The following is a 26172-nucleotide window of genomic DNA, read 5'->3' on the forward strand; positions in this document are numbered from 1 at the left end:
TGGAGCGGACAACGGGGCTCGAACCCGCGACCCCAACCTTGGCAAGGTTGTGCTCTACCAACTGAGCCATGTCCGCTTGCGGGTTATTAATTTACGCGAGTTGTCCAAAAGACGCAAGTACTTTTTTCAAAAAACTTGTCTGCCGCATGTTCTTAGTAGCTAAACGCGCTAAAGCGATTGGCTAGGCACACGATTCCAGCGCTCCGCTAAACAGCTTCACCATCTGCACGCGCGTGCCGGCGCCGTCCGTACGACGAGCAACCTCCACGTTATCGACGAGCATACGCATAAGCTTGATACCGCGGCCGCGTTCCTCGGATGCGACCGGCTCGCTCGTTTCATCGATAGAATAGCCAGCACCTCGATCAAGCACCTCAACCACAACGCGATCGCCATAGGCCTGAACCGTCAGGACGCACCCGATACCGCCCGCATGGTCATAGGCATTACCCAGTGCCTCCCCCGACGCCAATGCGACATCGTAGCGCTCGTCACGGCGCAACGGAAGCGATTCAAGGAGTTCGGCGATGCGATGTCGGTAGTATGGAAGATTCTCGATACCCTGACGGACCTCGACGCTCTTACTCCAGCGAGGCAGCTCCCCCACCGGAATGGCGGGAATAGACTCCCGTGCCGGCCCCGCGACATGAAGGATATCGACAAGACGAGCAATCTCCAAAAAGCGAACAACTTCACCTGATGCATTGACGAGCGAAAGCAGGCCTTCTCGCCTCATGAGCTCACGAGCGCGCGTAAGCAGGAATGCCAAGCCCGTCGAATCGATAAAGCTAACAGCCTGACAGTTGATGACGACACGACGCACGCCGCGGCCAATCAAAGCATCCAACCGCCGACGCAGCGCAGGCACCGTGGCGATGTCGATATCGCCTGGTGGCGTCAAAACCGCTATGTCATTCCACTCATTCATACGACCATGGTTCCCCAAAAGAGCTTGTTCGATGCATGCCTTTCCGCAACCGTGCGGATTCGGCGCGCCCAGCGTCGCTGTTTAGGACCGGCCCCGCAAAAACTCAAGGGACACTAATGCGATGTCATCGTCCAGCGCCGATTCGGTAAATCGGTCGAGCTCGCCCAAGACCTTGCCGCAGATTCCCGATACGCCCTCACCCGAGACAGAGAGCAGAAGATCACGAAGGCGCTGCTCGCCAAAGAACGCTCCGGTGCGGTCGCGGGCCTCAATCGTTCCATCCGTATACATGAAGAGCATGTCGCCAGGAGCGAACGTAAACACGCCCGTCTCGTAAACCATGCTCTCAAATGCACCGATTACGCCCGATTGGCATCCAAGCAGCTCGACCTCTCCCCCACGGGCCTCGCCGCCACCCAGCGGCATCGACTCTGGCCTGATGACCATGGTCGGAGGATGGCCCGCCGAACAATACGTTGCGCGTCCGGTTTTAAGGTCAATCTTGGCGATAAAGGCCGTCACGAACGTCTCGACCCTCGAGAAGCCCATGAGCATGCTGTTAAGGGAGCGTGCCATGCGGGCCGGTCCAGCGCCCTCCCAGGCATATGCCGTCAGGGCCGTCTTGACGAGCGCGGACATCGATGCAGCCTCAATGCCTTTGCCAGACACATCGCCCAGAATCATGACGGCGCAGTCGTCGGGAAGACGGATGAGCGTATAGAAATCGCCGCCGACCAACGCCGAGTTCGTGGCCGACAGGTACACCGAATCGGCGGCGATTCCCGGAACATCCCCCAGGGAATTTCTCATGCCAATCTGGAGGGTCTGAGCGATATGGCGCTCCTCGCGCTTTTGAGATTCGCCTTCGTAGATCAGTTCAAAGTCATGCGCCAAGTGCACCAAGTAGTCATATTCAAGATCATCAATCGGCTCTTGGCTACCATCACGAAGCAGCAGCGCACGCGTCGTCGGCCCCTTCGCAACAGAAGCAGGAACGATTGCGTCGTTACTGTGCTTGCCATCGCCCTCAGGGCGTGGGCGCCCCGCCTCGATGCCGGCGTCGACGTAGAGACCCTGGCAAGGCAGGCCATGCGCTCTAAGCCAGCCTCCCATAGGCATCGATTCGTCAACGCGAGTTATACGGACGTGTTTAAGGTCCTCGGCACTCGTGCCGCCCAAAACAGATGCCTCAAAGCCATCAGGGGCAGCCCCCAAACGTGCCGCTGGCGCCGTCGTGGAAAAGAAAAGCTTCTCGGGATCGTCCGGCAAAGCAACGCGACTGCCGCCTTCAAAATCTATGACGTAGGAATCCAGACTGGCATCATACTCAATAGGGCAAAAATGGCAGTTGAGCATATTGCAGATCTCGGACGATACCGCCTGGGTAGCCGCGGCGGAATCGTCTAGAAAGGTAAACAACTCATCCCGCAAGACATTGAGCGAGCGGCCAAGCTCGGCCGTGCGACGGGAGCGAAGGCTCGATGCCATGCCGACCAGCTGGATAGACAGGTAATCGCAAATGACCTCAAGTACATTAACATCATAAGCGAGCGGTGCCTGGGGGCGTTTCCAACCAACTTCCAGCACGCCGAGGATCTGCGTACCGTAAAAAACGGGAAGACAGATTTCACTGCGGTACGGAGGCATATCCTGCATGCGCAACAGGTGCTTAGAACGATTATCCAGGTCCATGAACATACCGGAGGCGGCCTTATCGCCCTCAAGGTCCTGTTGAATCGACAAGCGACAGGCACGCGACTCGCGAAGAACATACGTCGGAATGCCAGCGCCATACGGCAAAAACTCGGGCAGGTAGCTGTCGAGCAGCTCCTTGGAAACACCGCGGAGCTTAAAGCCGCCGCTCTCAGAAAAATAGATAGCAGCACCCGAAGCATCGAGCGTTCCTACAAGCTGGTTCAAAACGGTATCAAGCAGGCTGGGTAACTCATCGGAGCCCACAGTGCTCATAATGACCGAGAGCGTGCCAGAGAGACGCTTGTTCGCCACTCTAAGCTCCGATAACGCACGCTTGAGTTGCCGGTCGTGAGAATACTGTTCCTCAATACTGTGAAGCGCCACCAGGACACGTGGCGCGCGGCGCCCAAAGATACGTGGAGGCGTTACGGAGCCTGCGCGAACCAATACGGGAATAAAGGAGCCATCGCTCAGCTTGAGCATCAGTTCGCTCTCGGAGCCATCAGTTTCAAATGGCAAACGATGTTCCGTTGCACGTTCAAAAGCGGACGAGTACAGGACGTCTTTAACATCTCCACCGATGACGTCGGCGCGTTCCTCGCACATCAAACCAAGTAAGCGATTATTCACATGCAGAATGGTTCCGTCGAGCTCGCAGATGATGACAGCATCGCTCGTGATCTCGACTAGTTGGGCAACGTCTGCCCACTCGTTGCGTTCAAGCGTTTCCATCGTGGACCCCACCGTCTATCGGTAACAAAAAAGCCTCCGAAGAGGCTTCTCAAATGCGATGGTGTCGGAGGCGGGACTTGAACCCGCATGACCAAAAAGCGGTCACTAGCACCTCAAGCTAGCGCGTCTGCCAATTCCGCCACTCCGACATGCTATGTTGTTGATTCGCAGTTCGTTTTGTTCGACCCGCGCGTTCAACGAGGAAGATAATAACCTATGATTCGAGAACTGTGCAAGCACTTTTTTCAAAAAAGTTTACGAATTTGTAAATGCGCTGGTAGACGGACCTGTTCGGGTCGGAATGAGGTTGCTTTCCAACGCGTCCTCGGGCATGCGGCATTATTTTGATTCGCGCTTCGCGCTACAAAATAATGCCGCCCCCTGCGGAATGCGTTGGAAAGCAACCTCATTCCGGCCCTAGGAGTATGTACTCCGGGCACAGTTCTCAAATATGTTCTGGGGCTGATATAAATTTAGTGGCTCGGCTTTGCCGAGCCCTTATATAAGGAGGCCGGAGCCAAAGCTCCGGCCTCGCTCAATTTCCTATTAGATTAAGTGAGCGATCAAGGAATCGCACCCCTCCCTGCCGCGTTACCGCAGGGCCCGCCCTGGTGTTGCTTTTCAGAACGTCCCGCAGGACGGAGGAAGCCCCGCAGCGCGTAGCGCGCAGCGGGGCTTCCGACATGTCCGAGGACGTTCTGAAAAGCAACACCAGGGCGGGCCCGAACGAGAACACCGACTACAGGTCGATGTGCGATTCCTTGATCGGGAACGGCTCGGCGAAGTGGCAGGCGCAGCAGTGACCCGGTGCGACTTCCTTAAACTCGGGAAGCTTCTCGGAGCAGATGCCCTGCGCGATCGGGCAGCGCGTGTGGAAACGGCAACCGGTCGGCGGATCCAGCGGCGACGGCGGATCGCCAGCGAGAATGATGCGCTTGCGGGTCTTCTGGATATCCGGATCGGGCACCGGCACGGCAGACAGCAGCGACTGCGTGTACGGGTGGTGCGGCTCACTGTAGAGCGTCTTCCAGTCCGAAACCTCGACCATCTTGCCCAGATACATAACGGCAACGCGATCAGAAATGTGCTGCACGACAGAGAGGTCGTGAGCAATGAAGAGATAAGCCGTACCGAACTTGTCCTGGAGCTCCTTAAGAAGGTTCAGAACCTGGGCCTGAATGGATACGTCAAGCGCAGAGACGGGCTCATCGCAGATAATCAGCTTGGGCTTGAGCGCAAAGGCGCGGGCAATGCCGACACGCTGGCGCTGGCCGCCCGAGAACTCGTGCGGATAGCGGTTGATGTGCTCGGGGTTCAGTCCGACGACGTCGAGAAGCTCGCGGACACGCTCGATACGCTCTTCCTTGGTACCCACGCCGTGAATGGTCATGGGCTCGGAGACGATCTCGCCGATGGTCATACGAGGGTTCAGCGATGCATAAGGATCCTGGAAGATAAACTGCATCTCACGACGCATATCCTTGATCTCGTGCTTGCTCATCTCGGCAACATCTTTGCCCTGGAAGAACACCTTACCGGCAGTCGGCTTGGTCAGACGCATGATGGTGCGACCCGTGGTGGACTTACCGCAACCAGACTCGCCGACCAGGCCAAAGGTCTCGCCCGGATAAATCTCGAACGAAATGTCATTCACAGCAGAGACGACACGCTTGGAAAAACGCTTGGCGAACATGCCGGACTCTGCAGGGAACTCCTTAGAGAGGTGCTCAACCTTCAGCAGCGGATTACGCTCATTATTGTCTGCCATTTACGCCTCGCCTCCCTTCTTGGAATCCTTGCGCGTACGGGACGTCTCAGGAGCGTTCTTGAGGAACTCGGGGTCACCGGAGTAGTGGCACGCAGAGTAATGGCCAGACTCGGTAACAACGCGCTCGGGGCGCTGCTTGCGGCACTTGTCCGTCGCATAGGGGCAACGAGGAGAGAAGACGCAGCCCTCAGGCAAGTTCATGAGCGAAGGCGGGTTGCCGTGAATCGGCGTAAGAGGCTTCTTCTCCTCGATGGCCTGCTCCGGAATGGAACGAATAAGACCCCAGGTGTAGGGATGGCGGCTCTCGTAGAAGATTTCCTCAGCAGTACCGAACTCGACGGGACGGCCGGCGTACATAACCATGATCTTATCGGCCATATCGGCGACGACGCCCAAGTCATGGGTAATCATGATAATGGCGTTGCCGTTCTTCTGCTGCATCTCCTGCATGAGCTCGATAATCTGAGCCTGAATGGTAACGTCCAGAGCCGTCGTGGGCTCGTCGGCAATCAGGATATCGGGATCGCAGGCAAGAGCCATGGCAATCATGACACGCTGACGCATACCGCCGGAGAACTGGTGCGGATACTCGTTGACGCGCTTCTCGGGCTCGGGAATACCCACGAGGTCCAAGAGCTCGGTGGCGCGCTTGAGCGCCTCCTGCTTGGAGTAGCCACGATGCAGACGAAGGCCCTCGCCCACCTGCTTACCGATCTTATAGACCGGGTTCAGGGAGGTCATAGGATCCTGGAAGATCATCGCGATATCGTTACCGCGAATGTGCTGCATCTCTTCCTCGGTCATCTCAAGGATAGAACGACCGCGATAGCGAACGTCACCGCCCTCAATCTTTCCCGGAGGCATCGAGATAAGGCCCATGATGGTCATGGCGGTCACGGACTTACCCGAGCCGGACTCGCCGACGACGCCCAGGGTCTCGCCGCGATCGAGCGTGTAGGACACACCGTCGACAGCGCGAACCACGCCATCCTCGGTGTGGAAATACATCTTAAGGTCATCGACCTCGAGCAGATGCTGGCCCTCGGGAACCGGCTGGTCCTTCAGGTCCACATAGTTCTTGTTCTTCTTCATCCTTATGCGTCCTTCATCTTGACGTCGAGGGCGTCGCGCAGACCGTCACCCAGCAGGGTGAAGGCGAGCACCGTCGAGAGAATTGCCAGACCGGGCATGATCATCATCCAGGGAGCAGTCAGAAGATACTGCTGACCGTCCTGAATCATGGAGCCCCACGAAGGCGTAGGCGGAATAACGCCCATGCCGAGGAAGGACAGAGCGGACTCGGTCAAAATGGCACCACCAATGTTCATGGTCGCGTAGACCACGATGGAGGCGACGGAGTTCGGGAAGATGTGACGCACGACGATACGAGCATCAGATGCACCCATCGCACGCGCAGCGTCAACATAGTCGTTTTCCTTGACCGTCAAGATTGCGGAGCGGAAGACACGCGCAATCGAAGGCCAGCCGAGAATACCGATGGCGATAAAGACGTTCTGAAGACCACGGCCGATAACGGCGATCATGGCGACAACGAACAGCACGTACGGGAACGCCAGGAAGATATCCGCACAGCGCATGATGATCGTATCCCAGATGCCGCCGTAGAAACCGGCCAGGGCGCCCATGACCAGACCGATCAACGTTGAGATCGCGGTGGCCATAATACCGACGGAAAGCGAAACACGTGCACCGTAGATAACGCGGACGAGAATGTCACGGCCAAGGGCGTCAGTGCCAAACGGATGCTCTGCACACGGAGCCAGCAGCGACGTCTCGGCCATGGTGGTCGAATCGGAAGCCGTCGGCGAACCGAGCCAAGGCTTAGCCCACAGATCGGCGGTCAGGGCAACCAAAACGACGATGATAATCCAGCAGACACCGATAACGGCGAGCTTGTTTTTACGAAGACGCTTAAAAGCGTCGCCCCACAGCGTGCGGGACTTGGCGGGAGCAGATGCGGCCTTGGTGGCGGTAGCCTGCTCCTGAGACTGAGAATCAGTTTCCTGCATGAGACGTACCTCCCTTAGGCCTTATCCGACGGACCGCCAAGGCGGATGCGCGGGTCGAGGAATGCATAGCTAATGTCGACGAGCAGGTTGATCACCATGACGACGACAACGATGAGCGTAACGCCGCCCATAACGATGGGCCAGTCACGCATGCTAATAGCGCGATAGACCTCATAGCCGATACCGGGCCAGTTAAAGACCGTCTCGGTCAGGATGGCGCCCGAAAGCATGCCGCCAAAGTCGACACCAATATAGGTAACGACGGGGATGAGTGCATTCTTAAGCGCATGCTTGATGATGATCGCGCGATTGGAGAGACCCTTGGCCTTGGCCGTGCGGATGTAATCCTGGTTCATGACGTCAAGCAGCTGCGAACGCATAATGCGGGCAGCATAAGCGGTCGAAACCGAAGCCAGCGTAATGGTCGGAAGCACATAGTGCATCCAATCCTGATACTGAGAGCTGGCACCGCCGGCACCCGAGATCGGCATGGAGAATGCACCGCCTGTGGCGTCCTTGAGGATGACGCCAAAGAACAGCTGCAGCAACATACCGAGCCAGAAGGCCGGGACGGCAACGAGGATCGAGGTGGTGAGCGTTACCAAAATATCCCAGAAGGAATAACGCTTTACCGCCGAAATGATACCCGCACCGATACCCATGATTGCCTCGAGCACGATGGCGCACGCGGCAAGTTTGACCGTATACGGATACTTCTGAGCAAAGATCTCCGTAACCGGCAGCTTGCGCTGATACGAATTGCCCAGATCGCCATGAAGCAGGCCGTTCATGTAATACAAGTAACGGTCCACGAGCGACGTTTGAACGGGGTCGCCGTTCTCGTCAAGGATCGCGTTGCCGTCCTCGTCCGTCTGGACCAGGTGATAGCGCACGCGAAGCTGAAGCTCTACCTCGGGGGACAGAGCCTTGTCTCCACCGATCAGCTTGATCGGATCTCCCGGCACGATATTCTGGAGGGCGAACAGAATCAGCGTAACGCCCAAAAACACCGGGATGAACTGAAGCACACGTTTAACGATGTACTTACCCATACCACTCCCCTATCTAGGGATTAACCTAAATGGGATGCCGATCGCCAGACCGGCATCCCAAAATTACCATCAGCCAGTTTACCCCAGGTTAGGGGGAACTGTATGTTTCCCATGAGGTCTACGTAAATACTTGACCCTCACGGAAGCTGCAAACTCTTAGGCGAGCTCAGCGGTACCCAGCTCGGCGTGCTTCTGCGGATCGACATAGAGGTGCTTGATGCGATCGGAGCCGGCGATGGTGTGCGTGTAGAACATCACCGGGATGACCGGGCAGTCGGCAGCGACCATTGCGTCGGCCTCCTGCATCTTAGCGACGCGCTCTTCGTCGTCAACCGTGGTACGAGCCTCGTTGACCTTAGCGTCGAACTCGGGGTTGTTGTAACCAGAGCGGTTGTCGCCGCCGAGGGAGTCGGAGTGGAACAGCGGATACAAGAAGTTGTCCATGATCGGGTAGTCGGCAATCCAACCCAGACGACCGAACTGATAGTTAAAGTTCTGATACTGCTCGAGCAGGGCAGACCACTCGGGGGTATCGGAAGTAGCGGTAACGCCCACCTTGGCGAGGTCGCCGATGATGGACTCCATGATCTCCTTGTGGCCACCGTCCTGGTTGTAGGAAAGGGTCACGTTAATGCCACGATCGCCGTTAGCGCCAGCGGGAGCAACCTTGTCGAGGTACTCGTTAGCCTTGTCGACGTCGTAGGCGCAGAACTCCCATGCACCCTCCTTGTAGCCATCGATACCCGGAGGAACAATGCCGTCGGCGGGGGTACGGGTACCCTTGAAGATGGTCTTGCAGATGGCCTCACGGTTAATGGCCAGGGAGATACCCCTGCGCAGGTCGGCGTTGTTGAACGGCTCAGCCGTGGTGTTGCAGGTCAGGTAGTAGGTGGAAGGCTCGGCGCCGAGCAGCATGCGCTCGCCGTCGCCCATGGTGTAGCCGTCCTTGGACACGCCGCGATCCTTCTTGGCAGCGTCGATCTGAGCAACGGGAACGTCGCAGATATCGAGGTTACCGGCCTGGAACTCCTTGTAGGCGGTCTCCATGTCCTTGATGACCTGGAAGTGGATGCCATCGATCTTGGCCTTGTCGCCATAGTAATCGTCGAACTTCTTGAGGTTGATCTCCTGACCATCCTCCCACTTGCCGTCCATCATGAACGGGCCGTTACCGATCGGGGCAAGGTAGAAGCTCTTAACATCGGACTCGGCGCACTCGGGAACCGGGGACAGAGCCGGGTGAGAGGCGACGAAGGGGAAGTCGGCGTAAGCGGAAGACAGCTTAACGACGAGGGTCTCATCGTCGGGGCAAGTAACACCGCTGAGCTCGGTAGCGTTACCGGCAAGCAGGTCATCATAGCCCTCGACCATGGAAAGGTGATAGGAGACCTCGGAAGGACCGTACTCGGTAGCGATGGCCGACTTGGTGTTGACCAGACGCTCCCAAGCGAGCTTGAAGGACTTGGAGGTAACGTCGTCACCGTTGTGGAACTTGGCCTTCTTGATCTTGAAGGTGAACTCGGTGGCGTCGTCGTTGGCCTCGAAGGACTCGCAAGCCAGCGGGACGATCTTGCCCTTCTCGGCGTCGTAAGAGGTCAGAGCATCGAACAGCTGGTACTCGACCTGAGTGCCCTGATCCTCCTGGACGTTGTAGGGGTCGATGCAGACCGGGTTGTTGATGTAGAAGTTCAGCGTCGAACCGGACTCAGAACCGGAAGCGTCGCCGCCCTTCTTGCCGCATGCGGCAAGAAAAGCCATGGAGCTCGCAGCAAGGGTACCGCCGACAAAGGCGCGACGACCCATAACGGGCTGGTGGAACATAGAATCAGCCATGCCATCCTCCTTATGAGATAGGACAAAGAAATGTTCAGTCGGACATATGTCGAGACAATCCGATCCGAACCATCAAAACGCCGCCCGCTGCTATGGCTGGTTATGCACAACAGGCCAACGTTTTGCAATACAGTAGCGCATTTTATGCACGATTTGGGGCTAATTCCGGTTAACGGTCGAGAATTTCTTTAGTTGGGCGAAGTATGTGGGGATATTTTGACTCTGTTACAAGTCTGTAAACAAAAAGGGCCCCGCACATGCGGGACCCTTTACAAACGTATATACGCCGATGCTTAGTAGCCGACGATGCCCTGCGGGAAGAAGAACATGCACAGAACGACGCACACGGCAAAAACGACGGCCATGATGACGGTCAGGCGGTCAAGATTCTGCTCCATAACGCCTGTGGCAGAGCTGGAGTTATACAGCGAGCTAGCGATCATATCCGAAACGCCGGTACCCTTACCGGAATGCATCAGGACGAGAATCGTCAGCGCCACGGCGGAGACAGCCCAAACGACAAACAGAAGAATCTGGAACGGACCCATAGATAAGCTCCTTAATAGAACAATTCAAACTCCAGTACTGTACCACAACCCCCAACGCTCCCCTACCCGCCATTTGGGGACGGGGCAGAAATGGCAGAAACACCAAAAGGGGGTTGTCCGATTGTGGACAACCCCCTTACTAGAAAACGGTATTTGTTTTCTCTTAGGCCTCGGTGGCGAGCACGCGGCCCGTCATCTCGGCGGAAGGCTCAATGCCAGCCATGGTGAGCATGGTCGGAGCGATATCGGAAAGACGGCCGTCCTCGATACCGGTGAGCTGCGCCTTCTCATCAACGATGATGAACGGCACACGGTTGGTGGTGTGAGCCGTAAACGGATGCTTGGAACCGTCGGAAGCAACGTCAAACATGTGATCGGCGTTGCCGTGGTCGGCGGTAATCAGCGCAAAGCCGCCCTTGGCGAGAATCGCCGGGACAACCTTGGACAGGGCATCGTCAACAGCCTCGACAGCCTTAACGGCAGCGTCGAAGACGCCGGTGTGACCAACCATGTCGCAGTTCGCGAAGTTCACGATGTAGAAATCAGCGCGATCCTCGTTGATGGCGGCGACGAGCTTCTCGGTAACCTCGGGAGCGCTCATCTCGGGCTGCAGATCGTAGGTAGCAACCTTGGGGGAAGCGACGAGCACGCGCTCCTCGCCCTCCTTGGGCTCCTCGATGCCGCCGTTGAGGAAGAACGTCACGTGGGCGTACTTCTCGGTCTCGGCGGTGTGCAGCTGCTTCAGGCCATTGGCGGCGATAACGTCGGCCAGAACGTTCTCAGGGAACGTCTTGGGGAAGGCGACCTCGACGTCAAACGTCGGATCGTACTCGGTCATCGTCACAAAGTGCGAAAGCTTGATCTGCTCGCGCTCAAAGCCGTCGAACTCCTTGTCCGTGAACACGCGGGTCATCTGACGAGCGCGGTCGGGACGGAAGTTGAAGAAGATGGCCGCGTCGCCCTCGTGGATGCCCTCGTTGTGGGCAGCGAAGGGCTCGACGAACTCATCGCCGCGCGGATCCTTCTCGTAGTAGGCCTTGATACCGGCCACGGGGTCGGTATCGGCATCAGACGCGTTGACCATGACATCGTAGGCACGCTGGATGCGCTCCCAACGGTTATCGCGGTCCATGGCCCAATATCGGCCCGAGACGGTGGCAACGCGAGCGTCGCAACCGGTCTCCTCGGAGATCTTAGCCAGGAAGGCGCAGAACTCACTCATGTAGCCGGCACCGGACTGCGGGTCGACGTCGCGGCCATCCATGAAAGCGTGGACGCGAACGGTCTTGACGCCATGCTGGGCAGCCATCTTGACCAGAGCCTCGACGTGGTTCATGTGAGAATGAACGCCGCCAGGGCTCATAAGGCCCATGAGGTGGAGAGTCTTGCCTTCGGCCTTGACATCGTCCATAGCCTTGACGAAGACCTCGTTCTTGGCGATGGAGCCGTCCTTGATGGCATTGTTGATGCGCGAAAGCTCCTGGAACACGATGCGGCCGGCACCGATGTTGAGGTGACCCACCTCGGAGTTACCCATCTGACCGTCGGGAAGGCCCACGTCCTCGCCCGAAGCGCCGAGCGTGGTGTGAGGGTACTTCTCGTACAGGCTATCAAGGAAGGGTGTTTTGGCAGCGGCGACGGCGTTCTCGCCATCGGCCGGAGCCAGGCCACAGCCGTCCATGATGATCAGGAGTGCAGGAAGATGACGCTGTGCCATATGTCCTACTCGCCTGCCTTGACGACCATAGAGGCGAAGTCGGCAGCCTTGAGCGAAGCGCCGCCCACGAGGGCGCCGTCAACGTCGGGCTTGGCGACGAGCTCGGCAATGTTGCCGGGCTTAGCGGAACCACCGTACAGGACGCGGATACCGTCGGCGAGCTCCTCGCCAAACATCTCCTTGAGGGTCTCACGGATAGCGCCGCAGACCTCCTGGGCGTCCTCAGCGGTAGCGGTCTTTCCGGTGCCGATGGCCCAGATGGGCTCGTAGGCGACGACGACCTGCTTGGGGCAGGTGATCTCAAGACCAGCAAGGCCAGCCTTGACCTGGTTCACGACGTGCTCGACATAGGTACCAGCCTCGCGGACCTCGAGGGACTCGCCGCAGCAGAAGACGGGAACAAGACCGGCGGCAACGAGGGCCTTGGCCTTCTTGTTCTGGTCCTCGTCGGTCTCGTGGAAGTAGTCGCGACGCTCGGAGTGGCCGATGATGCAGTAGGTGCAGCCAGCGGACTTGAGCATGTCGCAAGAGGACTCACCGGTGAAGGCACCCTTGGCCTCCCAGTACACGTTCTGTGCACCGAGGGCGATGGGGGCAGCCTGAATGCGGTCATGAACCGTGGTGATGTCAATGGTCGGAGGGCAGACGAGCACCTCGACGCCAGCCGGAACCTCGGGCAGAGCCTGAGCCAGCTCGTCGGCAAGCTTGGCGGCCTCAGCGACGTCGTTGTTCATCTTCCAGTTACCAGCGATAAGAAGGGTGCGATTAGGCATCGAGAAGCGCCTCCACTCCGGGCAGGGCCTTACCCTCGACGAGCTCCATGGAAGCGCCACCACCGGTGGAGATCCAGCTCATCTTGTCGGCCAGGTTGAACTTGTTGACAGCCGCGACAGAGTCGCCACCGCCGATGATCGAGGTGCAGTCGGCCTCGGCGACGGCCTCGGCGATAGCCTGGGTGCCGTGAGCGAAGTTGTCGAACTCGAAGACACCCATGGGGCCGTTCCAGAACACGGTCTTGGCACCCTTGACGGCCTCGGCGTAAAGTTCCTCGGTCTTGGGGCCGATGTCCATGCCCTCACGATCGTCGGGGATAGCGTCGGAAGCGACAACCTCGGGGACAGCGTCCTCGCCAAAGTGATCGGCAACGCGGTTGTCGATGGGGAGCAGGATCTTGACGCCCTTCTCCTCGGCCTTCTTGAGCATCTCGCCAGCGCGCTCGACCCAGTCCTCTTCCTTGAGGGACTGACCGACGGTCAGGCCCTGAGCCAGGAAGAAGGTGTAGGCCATGCCGCCACCGATGATCAGGGTATCAGCGGAGTCGATGAGGTGATCGAGAACGCCGATCTTGGAGGAAACCTTGGAACCGCCGACGATAGCGACGAAGGGGCGCTCGGGCTCGGCGAAGATGCCGGTCAGCGTGTCGACCTCCTTCTCGAGCAGGAAGCCGGCGACGGCAGGCAGGTAAGCGGCGGGACCCACGACGGAACCCTGGGCGCGGTGAGCGGTACCGAAAGCATCGAGAACGAAGACGTCACCATAGGAAGCGAGCTTCTTGGCGATCTCGGGATCGTTCTTCTTCTCACGCTTGTCAAAACGGACGTTCTCGAGAACGAGGACCTTGCCCGGCTCGACGGCCGCGACAGCCTCAGCAGCCTTCTCGCCGTAGGTGTCGGCGACAAAGGCAACATCGAGACCAGAGAGCTCAGCGAGCTTCTTGGCGACAGGCTCAAGGGAGAGCTCGGGCTGGAAGCCGGTGCCATCGGGACGGCCGAGGTGGCTCATGAGGATGACGCGAGCGTTGTGCTCAACGAGGTAGTTGATGGTGGGCAGGGCAGCCTTGATGCGGGTGGTGTCGCCAACGACGCCATCCTTGATAGGCACGTTGAAGTCAACGCGGACGAGAACGCGCTTGCCGTCGACATCGATGTCGCGGACGGTCTTCTTGGTAAAGGCCATGTTTGCTTCTACCTTTCGTACGTGTCTGCCTCCCATTACGGCAGACGATTTCCTATAAAAAGGGCGCGACCCTAGGGTGTAAGCCCTATGAGGCCGCGCCCTTCTTTAGACGCTCAACGAGCTATTCGCTAAAAGCTAAATTAAGCAACGAACTTCTCGAAGTACTTGATGGTGCGGACCATCTGAGAGGTGTAGGAGTTCTCGTTGTCGTACCAAGAGGTGACCTGAACGAGGGTCTGGCCGTTGCCGAGGTCAGAGCACATGGTCTGAGTGGCGTCGAAGATGGAGCCGTGGGTCTCGCCGATGATGTCGGTGGAGACGATATCGTCCTCGTTGTAACCGAAGGTCTCGGAGATGGTGGAAGCGTAGGCCTTCATAGCGGCGTTGACCTCGTCGACGGTGACCTTCTTGTCAACGACAGCGTAGAGGTTGGTGATGGAGCCGGTCGGCGTCGGGACGCGCTGGGCGGCACCGATGAGCTTACCGTTGAGCTCGGGGAGAACCAGGCCGATAGCCTTGGCAGCACCGGTGGTGTTGGGGACGATGTTGACGGCGCAGGCGCGGCTACGACGCTTGTTGCCCTTGCGCTGCGGGCCGTCGAGCGGCATCTGGTCGCCGGTCCAGGCGTGAATGGTGGTCATGATGCCGGACACGATGGGAGCGAAGTCGTTCAGACCCTTGGCCATCGGGGCGAGGCAGTTGGTGGTGCAGGAAGCAGCGGAGATGATGTTGTCCTCAGCGGTCAGCGTCTCGTGGTTGACGTTGTACACGATGGTGGGCAGATCGCTGCCGGCCGGAGCGGAGATGACGACCTTCTTGGCGCCAGCGTTGATGTGGGCCTGAGCCTTAGCCTTGCTGGTGTAGAAGCCGGTGCACTCGAGAACGACGTCGACGTCGAGGTCGCCCCAAGGCAGGTTGTTGGCGTCGGCCTCCTTGTAGATCTTGATCTCCTTGCCGTCAACGGTGATGGAATCCTCGCCAGCAACGACCTCGTGATCGCGAGCGTAGTTGCCCTGCGTGGAGTCGTACTTCAGCAGGTAAGCGAGCATATCGGGAGAGGTGAGGTCGTTGATAGCGACGATCTCGGAGCCCTCATGACCGAACATCTGACGGAAAGCCAGACGACCGATGCGACCGAAGCCGTTAATAGCAACCTTTACTGCCATTGTGTCTCCTTTCGTAAGGCCCCCGCAAGCTACAGCGCCCGCCGTTGAGGCCCACAAACTAACCACTCGCCTAATATACCTTTTTTTTGACTTGAATTTCACGAGAATAGTCGAAATTGAAAATCAAATTTACGTTAAAACGTTTTAAAGAATAAAATAGCAGCTAAATCCGTATATAAGTCGATACTATAAACTACCTGTTTGCTTCAATGAGCTTTTCAAGCCTCAAAACTCGATGGTAGAGGGCCGACTTCGACAAGGGAGGGTCAGCCATCTCCCCTAAATCACGCAGCGACAGATCGGGATAGCGCTCGCGCAGGTCGCAAAAGACCGCCAAGGCATCCGGAAGCGCATCGCGAAGGCCGCGCTGCTCGAGCTCATCGATAAGCGCAAGCTGATGCTGGGCAGCACCGGCGCTTCTGGTCTGGTTGGCGAGCTCGGCGTTCACGCGACGGTTCACATCGTTCTTAACCAACTTGACCGCGCGCGCCTCCTCAATCTCGGCAACGCTGCGCTTGGCACCAATCAGCTTTAATAGATGCTCGATTTCCTCGGCGCTCTTAATGTACACGGCATATGACCCCCGCCGCGCATTAACACGAGCATGGACCCCAATCTGCCCCAACAGGTCGCAAAGCCCCTTGGCATATTGCTCACCCTGCACCGCGATCTCCAAATGGAAATCGCCGCGTGGATCGGCCACGAAGCCGCCCGCGATGAGCGCGCCGCGGATGTAGGCAAGCCTGCAGCAGGGACGGGCAACGATGTGTCGGGGAACACCAGCAACGAGCCCTCCCCTGCGGTCTAGAATGCCCAGCAGCACCAGAGCCTTGTCCAGGTCGGGTTGATCGGGCAGGGTAATGAGATAGTTACGGACCTTATGCAAGACCGATTTACGAACGGTGAATTCCGTTTTGAGCTTAAGAATGCGATGCGTCAGCGTGATCATCGTGCGCGCGACGGCTCCCGTCTCGGTCGCGACCGTCAAACGATACCGCCCGGAGCCGGCCAACGAAAGCGTACCGCTCACACGCGTCAGGGCGGCAAGCGTCGACAAATCGCAGTATTCACATTCGGGTTCGCAGCGCGCAAGCTCGTCACGCACCTCGGCGGTAAACGACATGCAGGCCTATGCTTTCGTGTTGGCGCGCGACAAGTCGCGATGGGAAATGCTCACGTGATACTGGGCGCCTTCCAAATAACGTGCCGTGGCCTCGGCGATGGCAACGCTGCGGTGCTGACCGCCCGTGCAACCGATGGCAATAGAAAGCTGCGGCTTGCCCTCTGCGATATAACCGGGCATGACCGTATCGAGCAGCTGCGTCCAGGCCTTCCAAAACTCCTGCGTCTTGGGATGGTCCAGAACAAAGTCGGAGACTTTCTTATCGAGACCGGTCATGGTGCGCATCTCGGGATCGTAGAACGGATTGGGCAGGAAGCGAACGTCAATCATAATGTCCGCCTCGACGGGCATACCGTGCTTAAAGCCAAACGAGAACACGTGAACGTCCATGAGCTGCTGGTCGGACAACTCGGAGAACGCCATGCGCAATTTGTTGCGCAGCGCAGAGGTGCGTAGGCGGCTCGTGTCGATAATCATATCGGCTCGATCGCGCACACCCTGCAGCTGCAGGCGCTCGCGCTGAATCGCATCGGCCGTAGTCTCCCCCGGCTTGGCAATGGGATGACGGCGGCGATTTTCGCTGTAGCGACGAATCAGTACCTCGTCAGAAGCCTCCAGGAACACGATGTCGCAGCTCATCTCGCGCTCTTCGAGCGCGGCGACCGCATCGAGCAGCTCATCGAACAAGCCCTGGCTACGCAAATCGCAGGTGACGGCGAGATGCCTGCCCACGCCCGTATTAATGCCGACGAGCTCGGCAAGCTGGGCGATCAGACGCGGAGGCAGGTTATCGATGCAAAAATAGCCCATGTCCTCGAACACGTGCATGGCCTGCGTGCGGCCCGATCCGGACATTCCGGTGATGATGACGATATCGGGGATGCGCTCCGAGCGCTCCGCCGCATCCATGGCATCTCCCTTTTGCATGTGCTGCCTCCCGAAAACAAGCGCGGGACCCAGCAACCCGGATCCCGCGCGGTCAATTGCCTTTATTGAGTATACCGCCCCGAGCGGATACGAGGCCTGTCTTACGCCTCAAGCGCAGCCTTGAACCAACTTGTAATACTCGTGGGGTGCGTGATGGCGGTGCCGACGACAACGGCCCAGGCGCCAGCATCGATCGCGGCGCGAGCCTCCTCGGGCGTATGCACGCGACCCTCGCAAATGATGGGAAGGCCGGGGAATTCCTCGGTCGCCTGACGCAGGAGCGGCAGGTCGGGGCCATCGGCCATGGTGCAGTCGATGGCGGCGACACCGTGAGAGAGCGTGGTAGATACCAGGTCGAAGCCCATATCAACCGCACGGCGAATGTCCTCGATGGTGGCACAATCCGCCATCAGGAGCACACCCTCCTCGTGCAGCGGACGGAAGGTATCCTCGACCGTCTTGCCATCGGGGCGCGGACGATCGGTGGCGTCGATCGCCACGATATCGGCACCAGCAGCAACGCAGGCGCGGGCGTGACGCAGCGTCGGCGTGATGTAAACGCCCTCGTGTCCATCCTTCCATAGGCCGATAACAGGAACCTCACAGCGACCCTTAATGGCGGCAATGTCGGCAAGGCCCTGGCAGCGAATGGCGGCGGCGCCGCCGAGTTCGCAAGCGCGAGACATTTGAGCCATGGTCTCGGGCGTACGAAGCGGCTCGCCCATATACGCCTGAACGCTCACGACGAGCTTACCCTTCAGGGATTGAATCAAAGGATCGACGGTCATAAGGCTGCAACCTTTCTCAGAACAGCCTCCCGAGGCGTGTTGTCTCGGGAGGCTCCTACAGCAGATACGTTTACTTTAACGAAGCGAGAAGATGCTCGGCGGCACCGATGAGCGGAGCATCGCCCTCCAGAGACCCGATGAGAATCGGCGTGTCCTGGAGCGGATCGAGCGCCTGGCTGGCATAGCCCTCGTGCACCGAATCCTTCCACTTCTGCGAACGCCAATCGGGACCCTGATGAATTACGCCGCCCGAAAGCACGATAACCTCTGGATCCAGAATATTGGCAAGCGAGCCCAAGCTGGCGCCCAGCGCAAAGCCGGCGTCATGGATGACCTCGGTCGCCTTTGCGTCGCCAGCACGACACAGGTCGTTCACGTCGCGACCGACCGAAGGACGGCTGGGGTCAACTCGACCGAAGCGTTCGTCGTACATACGGCCAATCGAGGTGCCCGAAGCAACAGACTCAAGATGGCCGGAACGCCCGCAGGCGCAGGGAATGCCGGCGGCAGCCGAGCACTCGATGTGGCCCATATGACCGGCAGCACCATGGAAGCCCTGCATCACGCGGCCGTTCTCGACATATGCGCCACCGATGCCCGTACCGATTCCCAGGCACAAGACGGAGAACTTGCCCTTGCCGACGCCCCAGTGGGCCTCGCCCAGAGCATGAGCCTGCACGTCGCCCACAACGGCAACGGGAAGACCAAGGTCCTCGCGCAGACGCGGCCCCAACTGAACGCCGGACCAGCCGGGCATGATCTCATTGGCATAAGCAATGGCGCCCGTCTTGGGATCGACGACGCCTGCGGCACCGATACCGACACCGAGAACCTCGACATCGGGATTCGCCTCAAGAGCGGCCTTGATAGACGCCTCGATACGCTGGAAGACGGCCTCGCCGCCCTCCTGGGCCTCGGTAGGAATCTCGGCCTCAAAAACGGGATGGGGCACACTACCGTCAGCCGGGTACTCCATGATGGCAGTCGCAATTTTAGTTCCGCCGATATCGACAGAGCAGACGTACTTGTTCTCCATGTCGCTCTCCTTCGGAGATAAAAACAACTACAGGAAATGCGCCGTCAGGCTAGCCGTCACAGCGCAGTAAAGGTTTTCCAGGTGTCCGAGATCGCCGAGAAACCGTGTGGCCATTGACCTAATGGGTCATGGCCACACGGTTGAACGGCGAGGTCGGGTGCCTGGGAAGCTTTACAGGAGACCGTTGTCCTGAAGGACCTTCCTAATCGCCTCGACGTTCTCGCCGGTCATGGCCTTCACCGGGCGCGGCATGGTCGGGCTGTCGAAGATGCCCATGAGGTTCATAGCGGTCTTGAAGGCGCCGACGCCACCGGCATAGCCCTGGACGCCCGAGGTGACGTCCCAGATGTGCGAAATCTCATTGAGGCGATCCTGCTCGGCCTTGACGGTAGCCCAGTCGCCGGCCTGAGCGGCCTTCCACTGGCGCACGTAGCCCTCGGGCTCAACGTTGGCAAGGCCCGGGACAGAACCGTCGGCGCCACCGAGGTAAGCGCCGTCGACAACAACCTCGTGACCGGTGAGGATGCTCATCGGATGGCCGTTCTTCTCGTTCTCCTGAACGAGGTAGCGGAACGAGATGTCATCACCCGAGGAATCCTTGACGCCAGCAAGGACGCCCTCGGCGCCGAGCTTGGCAAGGAGCTTCCAGGGGAGCTTGGTGTGAACGCAGACGGGAATGTCATAGGCAAAGATGGGCAGGTCGAGCTCCTCGTGCAGGATGCGGAAGTGCTCCTCGACCTCGGTCATGCCCTGCAGGGCATAGAACGGGCAGGTGGCGACAAGCGCATCGGCGCCCAGCTCCTGAGCGACCTTACCGTGCTCGATCATGCGCTCGGTCTCGGTATCGATGATGCCGACCAGGACGGGCACGCGGTGGTCGACGATACGAACGGCCTCGGCAATGATCTGGCGACGACGCTCATCGGTGGAGAAAACGACCTCGCCCGAAGAGCCCAGGAAGAACAGGCCATCGACGCCGGCATCGATCATGCGGTTGATGCTGCGCTCAAAGGAGGCAACGTCGAGCTGGTGGTCTTCGGTATCGGGAACAACGACGGGAGGGATAACGCCGGTGAATTTCTGAGTTGCCACAAGAATCTCCTTAGTTGTCTGGCGGGCGGCCCTATGCCACCCACTCTTGTTGGCAGTGTCCAGGCCGTCTAGGCCAAAGAACACGGGTAGAACGTTTGGTTAAAAAAGTCGATGACTTCGTTTTCGAACGCATTGATGCGCTCATGAGCGTATTTGGCATAGATGATATGCCTCCGGTCACACTCAAGACCGTTGAATACGGCAAACTGGCCCTTGGGATCGCACACGGCATCCATGAGCGATGTGCCCATGAGCACCGATCCACGCACCCGAGACGACAACGCCTCGAGGCCACCGGGAATTGGATTGGCAACCGCCGTGCAGGCGAGGCCCCGCTCGTCCAGAGCAGAAACCGCCAGCGCGACTCTGCCGCCAAGGCCCTCGCCCCATGCAAAGATGCGGTCGGGGTCCACGCCATCAAGATTGCGCGCCACCTTCGCCATCGCGCAACCCCAACGGACGCGCTTGACAAAAGCAGGAGAGGCAATCCCCTGCTGCAGCTCGCTGGATCCAATCGCCTCATCGTCCAGCGCAAGCACGGCATATCCCATGGCCGCAAACCTCGTCATGTGATGCCATCCCCGCACGGGTCGGTCGATGTCGTGAAACATCAGACAGAGCGGCACAAGCTCGGATGCTCGGGCGCGACCGGCAGGCTCGATCAAACGTGCGTGGACCACATCGCCACCAAGCTCAAAGGAAACCTCGGAGTAGCGGGCATACGGATTGGCGAAATCGATCGCCGTAATACTCGGCCCGCAAATCTCAAGGTCCGAAGCGGCTATCTCTAATTCGGAAACATCCGCAGAAGCATCACCGCGCCAATCCCGGAAATCAGCGAGCCTTGACGAGACCGTTCCGGGAATCCCCACAAGTTCGGAGACAATCAGCTCATTGACATTGCTCTCGCACTTAGACATGAGCCTCCCCTCCCTTGCAGAAAAACGGAATGATCAGATCGTCAAAATCCTGAATCTCCTCGTGGCCAAAGCCTTCAAAGAACTCATGACGCTTTTCACAGGTCAGGTTGTTATAGACCGCAAACTGCGTCGCTGGCGGACAGACGGTATCGGCTGTGCCGGTGCCAAACAGCACGGGGCATTTGACCATAGGGGCAAAGTTCTTGGAATCGAAGTACGCCAGCTTGGCATAGGCTTCGTCGATACGAGTCGAGTCCTCGTCAAACCAGCGAGACCAATAGCGCAGGCCCTCGTAGGCAATGTCGTCGGCATCCAAATCCCAGACCAGGCGGAAATCCGACAGAAAGGGATAGAGGATGGCGGCGCGATTGATAAGCTCGCTGTTAAGTGCACAGGTCGCAATGCCCAAACCGCCGCCCTGCGACGCGCCGTTCACAAACACACGGGCAAGATCGATGCCCTCGAGCTCGCGAACGATGCGGCACAGGATGCGAATATCTTGGTGCAAGCGGACATAGTAGAGGTTGGCCGGATCGCCGTCGATACCGGCGACGATATGGCCCGCGACCGTTGTGCCCTCAAATCCACCAATGTCCTCGGAGGGACCTCCTTGGCCGGGGCAGTCGAGGGCGATGAGTGCCATGCCCATGCCCGCAAACGACGCCTGCTCAAACCAGCTGCGGCTTGCACCCGGATACCCATGGAACTGAAGTACCAATGGCACGGGCTCGTCCGAGACGGGTTTAAGGTACTTGGCATGCAGGCGAGCGCCACACATGCCGGTATACCAGAGGTCGAAAAGCTGGCAGGTCACGGCATCGGTGACCGATGCCGTCTCGATCGCATAGTCAAGCCCGACGGCGTCGGCCTCGGCCATGCGGTCCTTCCAAAAGAGATCGAAATCTGATGGACGGGGCATGGCGCCCCGATACCCACCAAATTGCTGTTGTAGCTCCTGAGCACTTGGCATGGCTCGTGAACCCAACCTTTCGAAATCGCAACGGAGGTGCGCCCGGCAAGGGAACCGGGCGCACGGGAGGGAAAGCGAGGCTACTCGCCGAGCTTGGGATGCAGCAGCGACGGCGCAGCACCGAGCAGCATCTTGGTGTAGGGGTCCTGAGGGTGCTGGAAGACCTGCTTGGCCTCGCCCTGCTCGACGATCTTGCCGCCATTCATAACGATGATGTCGTCAGAGATATAGCGGACCGTCTGGATGTCATGGCTGATGAACACCATGGCCAGGCCGAGCTCCTTCTTAAGGTCGGTCAGCAGGTTCAGAATCTGCGCGCGGACCGAAACGTCCAGAGCCGAGGTGGGCTCGTCGGCGATGATGGCATCGGGGTTCAACGACAGGGCACGGGCAATTGCGACGCGCTGGCGCTGGCCGCCCGAAAGCTGGCCGGGAAGAACCTCGGCGGCGGAGCTGGGCAGACCGGTGAGCTCCAGGAGCTCCTTGACGCGCTTCTCCTGCTCGGCCTCGGTACCCAGGTTGTGGACGCGCATGGGGTCGAGCAGCTGCTCGCGAACGACCATGCGGGGATTGAGCGCCGTAGCCGGATTCTGGAACACGACCGAGATGACACGGCCCATGTGGCGACGGTCCTCGGCGGTACGCTTGGTTACGTCCTTGCCCTTAAAGTAGACCTTGCCGCTCGTGGGGGCCTGCAGGCCGCACATGACGTTGGCGGTGGTGGACTTACCGCAACCAGACTCGCCGACGATGCCGATCGTCTGACCGGGCATGAGCCTAATCGTTACACCCTGGACGGCGTGAACCAGGTTGGGGTGCAGAATCGAGCCGGTACGGGTCCTAAAGGTGACGTGGACGTCATCAAGGAAGATGATCGGCTCGACGCCGTTGACTGCGGTCTCGCTCATCTACATCACCTCCGCGTGAGGGGTCAAACCATTTGCCTTGAGCACCTCGTCGGGGAGCTCGGAATAGAAGTGCTCGGTGCCGGGCACGCGCTTGAAGACCGGACGGGTGTCCAGGCCAATACGCGGATGGCTCGAGCGGGGCGCGAAGCGATCGCCCTTGGGGAAATCGCGCGGGCTCGGAACGGCGCCGGGCACCTGGTGCAGGCGGCCCGAACCGCTCTCGATGGACAGAACGGAACCCAGAAGACCGCGGGTGTACTCGTGAATCGGGTTGGTGAGCAGCTCCTTGGTGGGCGCCTGCTCGATAACCTGACCGGCGTACATAACCGTGATGTTATGGGCGACCTCGGCGACCAGCGCCAGGTCATGCGAGACGAAGATCATGGCAAAGCCGAGCTTGGCCTGAAGGTCGTTGAGCAGCTTGATGACCTGCTTCTGGACGGTAACGTCCAGAGCGGTCGTGGGCTCGTCGCAGATGACCAGCTTGGGGTCGCGGGTAAGGGCCATAGCGATCAGGACACGCTGACGCTGGCCACCGGAAAGCTCATGCGGGTAGCTCTCGAGCGTACGCTTGGGGTCGAGGCCCACGAGCTCCAGGAGTTCCTCGGCGCTGCGGGTGCCGCCGCGCTTGGTGAGCTGCTTCATCTGGGCAGAGATGAGCATGGAGGGGTTGAGCGAGGACAGGGCGTCCTGATAGACCATAGCGATATCGGTACCGCGCAGGCCGAACCACTCCTTCTTGCTCATCTTGAGCAGGTCACGGCCCTCCCAGAGGACCTCGCCGGAAAGGTGCTCATCGTCGTCGGTCAGGCCCATGATGGCCAGCGTGGTGATGGACTTACCGCAACCGGACTCGCCCACCAGGCCCATGGTCTGACCAGGACGGACGTCAAAGTTGACATGGTCGACGACGTTGATATCACCGTGATGCTCAAACTGAATGCAGAAGTCACGGACCGAGAGAATCGGTTCGACAGACTCGTCGGGCACATGGCGATCGTCACGCTTGAGCTCGACATCGCGCAGGGCGCCAAGGCGAGCGGAGAGGGACTGGGCCTGCTCCTTGTAGGCGCGAACGGGGTCGGAGACCAGCAGGTCGGCCTCGCGACGCTTGGAGGAATCGGTCGGATCCAGGGCGGCGGAGGGAGCAGCGGCCATGGCGTCGGTAATGCCCTCGGAGAGGATGTTGAGCGCCAGGCAGGTGATCATGATGGCCAGGCCCGGGAACAACGCCTGCCACCAACGGCCGGCGAGCACGCCGCCGCGGGCGTCGGCGAGGATGTTGCCCCAGGTAGCGGTGGGCTCCTGGATACCAGCGCCGATGAAGGTCAGCGAAGCCTCGAAGATGATGGCGTCGGCGACTAGGGTAACGGTGAAGACCATGATCGGGGCGATGCAGTTACGCAGAACATGCTTGATTAAAATCCACGGAGCCTTGGCGCCGGAAACGATGACCGCGCGGACATAGTCCTCGCCGTACTCGGACACGATGTTGGCGCGCACGATACGGGCAATCTGCGGAGTGTACATAAAGCCGATGGCGAAGATGATCGACGGCACGGAGTTGCCCAGGATGGAGACGAAGACGGCCGCGAGGGCGATGCCCGGGATGGACATGATGATGTCCAAGATACGCATGATCGTCTCGGAGACGGCCTTGCGCGAAACCGCTGCAAGGGCGCCCACGACCGAGCCGCAGACCAGAGCCATGGCAGTGGCGCCAAAGCCGATAATCAGCGAGTAACGACCACCGTAGAGCATACGCGACAGAATATCGCGACCCTTATCGTCGGTACCGAAGATAAATCCGTTGCCGGGAGCCTGGCGAGCCGTAAAGATCTCGACCGGGCTATAGGGGGCAAGAAGGGGCGCCAGAATCGCAGTCAAGGCGACCAGCACCAGCACGACGGCGGCAATCTTAGAAGACAGCGTCATCTTCTTCCAGCCACCGAGCTTGAGCCCCTTGGAGGCAGCCTTCTCGAGCTGCTCGGTTTGCTTCTCTCGAATCTTTACCATAATCTACACCGTCCTGATGCGCGGGTTGATGAGCAGGTAGAGCATGTCAACCACGATGTTGATGATGATGAAGGCAAGAGCAACGACGATAACGACGCCCTGAACCAGGTTCGCCTCGTTGCCCTGAACGCCCTGCAGAATCGCGGTGCCCATGCCGGGGAGGTTGAAGATAACCTCGATGACGACGGCGCCGCCCATGAGGTAACCGATCTTAAGACCGAGGGTGGTGACCGGGGTGATCAGCGCATTGCGAAGAACGTTGATACCGACGACGACCTTCTCGGGAACGCCGGCACCGCGAGCCATACGGACATAGTCCTTGTCGAGCTCCTCGACCATGGCGGTACGCACGATACGAGTCATCTGGCCCGTCAGCGGAAATGCCAAGGCGATGGCGGGCATAATCATGCGGCCCAGATAACCAGCCGGATTCGTGGTGAAGTGAGGCAGAGCACCCGATGCCGGGAGCACCTTAAGGTAGGAAGAGAACAGCAGGATCAACAGAACGGCAAGCCAGAACGACGGGGTTGCCAAGCCGGCGATGGAAAAGACGCGGATCACTTGGTCCGGCCATTTGTCGCGATACAGTGCCGCGATGACGCCGAGCAAAAACGAAACGACCGCACCGATGGCAAGGCCGATGAAGGTCAGCTGCATCGTGACGGGCAGGGCCGTGGAGATGCGCTTGGCAACGGAGTTGCGAGCAGCACCATAGGTGCCCATGTCGCCATGGATCAAATCGCCCATATAGCGCACGTAGCGCACGGGCCAGGGGTCGTCCAGACCATACTTCTCATGGTACTCGGCAACCGCCTCGGGCGAGGCACCGTCACCCAACGCCGTGTAGGCGGGGTCGGTCTTGGAGAACGACATAAGGAAGAACACCAGGACGGTGACGCCCAATGCCATGATCGGCAGCGCCACAAGACGCCTTCCAATCAAACGTAGCAAGTTGTTCACGTTCTCT

Annotated in this window: 22 protein-coding genes and 2 tRNA genes; all 24 read right to left on the reverse strand. The window is 59.1% G+C overall.

The features are described 5' to 3' along the window. Nucleotides 1-76, reverse strand: a tRNA-Gly gene (locus I2E13_RS03705). A 105-nt stretch (nucleotides 77-181) separates the two neighbouring features. Further along, nucleotides 182-928: an anti-sigma factor antagonist gene (locus I2E13_RS03710; protein WP_055286928.1), complete on the reverse strand. Its 747-nt coding sequence runs from the start codon at nucleotides 926-928 to the stop codon at nucleotides 182-184. 81 nt (nucleotides 929-1009) lie between these two features. Further along, a complete protein-coding gene (locus tag I2E13_RS03715; RefSeq protein ID WP_117806836.1) occupies nucleotides 1010-3355 on the reverse strand; it encodes a GAF domain-containing SpoIIE family protein phosphatase in 2346 nt (781 codons plus the stop codon). 59 nt (nucleotides 3356-3414) lie between these two features. Next, a tRNA-Leu gene (locus I2E13_RS03720) sits at nucleotides 3415-3504 on the reverse strand. Between the two features lie 590 nt (nucleotides 3505-4094). Then, nucleotides 4095-5123 (reverse strand): ABC transporter ATP-binding protein, encoded by a 1029-nt coding sequence (locus I2E13_RS03725; protein WP_195404222.1) that lies wholly within the window; start codon nucleotides 5121-5123, stop codon nucleotides 4095-4097. After that, the gene (locus I2E13_RS03730) at nucleotides 5124-6215 is read right to left on the reverse strand and encodes an ABC transporter ATP-binding protein (RefSeq protein ID WP_117766059.1); all 1092 of its coding nucleotides are present in this window, start codon (nucleotides 6213-6215) and stop codon (nucleotides 5124-5126) included. It abuts the gene before it with no gap. Between the two features lie 2 nt (nucleotides 6216-6217). Further along, nucleotides 6218-7153, reverse strand: coding sequence for an ABC transporter permease (locus I2E13_RS03735; RefSeq protein WP_117770484.1), 936 nt, complete (start codon nucleotides 7151-7153; stop codon nucleotides 6218-6220). 14 nt (nucleotides 7154-7167) lie between these two features. Next, nucleotides 7168-8205 carry an ABC transporter permease gene (locus tag I2E13_RS03740; protein ID WP_195404223.1) on the reverse strand — a complete coding sequence of 346 codons (1038 nt, stop codon included), beginning with the start codon at nucleotides 8203-8205 and terminating at the stop codon, nucleotides 7168-7170. Nucleotides 8206-8361: 156 nt separating this feature from the next. Further along, nucleotides 8362-10038 carry a peptide ABC transporter substrate-binding protein gene (locus I2E13_RS03745; protein WP_229057808.1) on the reverse strand — a complete coding sequence of 559 codons (1677 nt, stop codon included), beginning with the start codon at nucleotides 10036-10038 and terminating at the stop codon, nucleotides 8362-8364. 293 nt (nucleotides 10039-10331) lie between these two features. After that, on the reverse strand, nucleotides 10332-10586 hold the full coding sequence (secG, locus tag I2E13_RS03750; protein WP_006236144.1) for a preprotein translocase subunit SecG: 255 nt from the start codon (nucleotides 10584-10586) through the stop codon (nucleotides 10332-10334). Nucleotides 10587-10749: 163 nt separating this feature from the next. Next, a complete protein-coding gene (gene gpmI, locus I2E13_RS03755; RefSeq protein WP_117735803.1) occupies nucleotides 10750-12303 on the reverse strand; it encodes a 2,3-bisphosphoglycerate-independent phosphoglycerate mutase in 1554 nt (517 codons plus the stop codon). A gap of 5 nt (nucleotides 12304-12308) precedes the next feature. After that, nucleotides 12309-13076, reverse strand: coding sequence for a triose-phosphate isomerase (gene tpiA / locus I2E13_RS03760; RefSeq protein WP_089572945.1), 768 nt, complete (start codon nucleotides 13074-13076; stop codon nucleotides 12309-12311). After that, nucleotides 13069-14259, reverse strand: coding sequence for a phosphoglycerate kinase (locus I2E13_RS03765; RefSeq protein ID WP_117564871.1), 1191 nt, complete (start codon nucleotides 14257-14259; stop codon nucleotides 13069-13071). Before I2E13_RS03765 ends, tpiA begins: the two co-directional genes overlap by 8 nt. 140 nt (nucleotides 14260-14399) lie before the next feature. Continuing rightward, complete coding sequence (gap, locus tag I2E13_RS03770; protein ID WP_099431436.1) at nucleotides 14400-15425, reverse strand: type I glyceraldehyde-3-phosphate dehydrogenase; 1026 nt, start codon at nucleotides 15423-15425, stop codon at nucleotides 14400-14402. Nucleotides 15426-15618: 193 nt separating this feature from the next. Beyond that, complete coding sequence (gene whiA / locus I2E13_RS03775) at nucleotides 15619-16548, reverse strand: DNA-binding protein WhiA (RefSeq protein WP_099431435.1); 930 nt, start codon at nucleotides 16546-16548, stop codon at nucleotides 15619-15621. Nucleotides 16549-16554: 6 nt separating this feature from the next. Further along, nucleotides 16555-17475, reverse strand: coding sequence for an RNase adapter RapZ (rapZ, locus tag I2E13_RS03780; RefSeq protein WP_022094878.1), 921 nt, complete (start codon nucleotides 17473-17475; stop codon nucleotides 16555-16557). 101 nt (nucleotides 17476-17576) lie between these two features. Next, nucleotides 17577-18263 carry an N-acetylmannosamine-6-phosphate 2-epimerase gene (locus tag I2E13_RS03785; RefSeq protein ID WP_022094877.1) on the reverse strand — a complete coding sequence of 229 codons (687 nt, stop codon included), beginning with the start codon at nucleotides 18261-18263 and terminating at the stop codon, nucleotides 17577-17579. Between the two features lie 70 nt (nucleotides 18264-18333). Further along, nucleotides 18334-19299, reverse strand: a complete 966-nt coding sequence (locus tag I2E13_RS03790) for an ROK family protein (protein ID WP_195404224.1) — start codon at nucleotides 19297-19299, stop codon at nucleotides 18334-18336. A 171-nt stretch (nucleotides 19300-19470) separates the two neighbouring features. Then, nucleotides 19471-20391 (reverse strand): dihydrodipicolinate synthase family protein, encoded by a 921-nt coding sequence (locus I2E13_RS03795; RefSeq protein ID WP_089573615.1) that lies wholly within the window; start codon nucleotides 20389-20391, stop codon nucleotides 19471-19473. A gap of 68 nt (nucleotides 20392-20459) precedes the next feature. Then, nucleotides 20460-21311 (reverse strand): acetylxylan esterase, encoded by an 852-nt coding sequence (locus I2E13_RS03800; protein ID WP_195404225.1) that lies wholly within the window; start codon nucleotides 21309-21311, stop codon nucleotides 20460-20462. Beyond that, nucleotides 21304-22281: an acetylxylan esterase gene (locus I2E13_RS03805; protein ID WP_117647499.1), complete on the reverse strand. Its 978-nt coding sequence runs from the start codon at nucleotides 22279-22281 to the stop codon at nucleotides 21304-21306. Before I2E13_RS03805 ends, I2E13_RS03800 begins: the two co-directional genes overlap by 8 nt. Nucleotides 22282-22361: 80 nt before the next feature. Beyond that, nucleotides 22362-23189: an ABC transporter ATP-binding protein gene (locus tag I2E13_RS03810; protein ID WP_089573612.1), complete on the reverse strand. Its 828-nt coding sequence runs from the start codon at nucleotides 23187-23189 to the stop codon at nucleotides 22362-22364. After that, nucleotides 23190-25205 carry a dipeptide/oligopeptide/nickel ABC transporter permease/ATP-binding protein gene (locus I2E13_RS03815; RefSeq protein WP_035138893.1) on the reverse strand — a complete coding sequence of 672 codons (2016 nt, stop codon included), beginning with the start codon at nucleotides 25203-25205 and terminating at the stop codon, nucleotides 23190-23192. Between the two features lie 3 nt (nucleotides 25206-25208). Next, nucleotides 25209-26165, reverse strand: coding sequence for an ABC transporter permease (locus I2E13_RS03820; protein WP_055251823.1), 957 nt, complete (start codon nucleotides 26163-26165; stop codon nucleotides 25209-25211). Between the last annotated feature and the right edge of the window lie 7 nt (nucleotides 26166-26172).

Source organism: Collinsella aerofaciens (assembly GCF_015554145.1).
Taxonomy (GTDB): domain Bacteria; phylum Actinomycetota; class Coriobacteriia; order Coriobacteriales; family Coriobacteriaceae; genus Collinsella; species Collinsella aerofaciens_AA.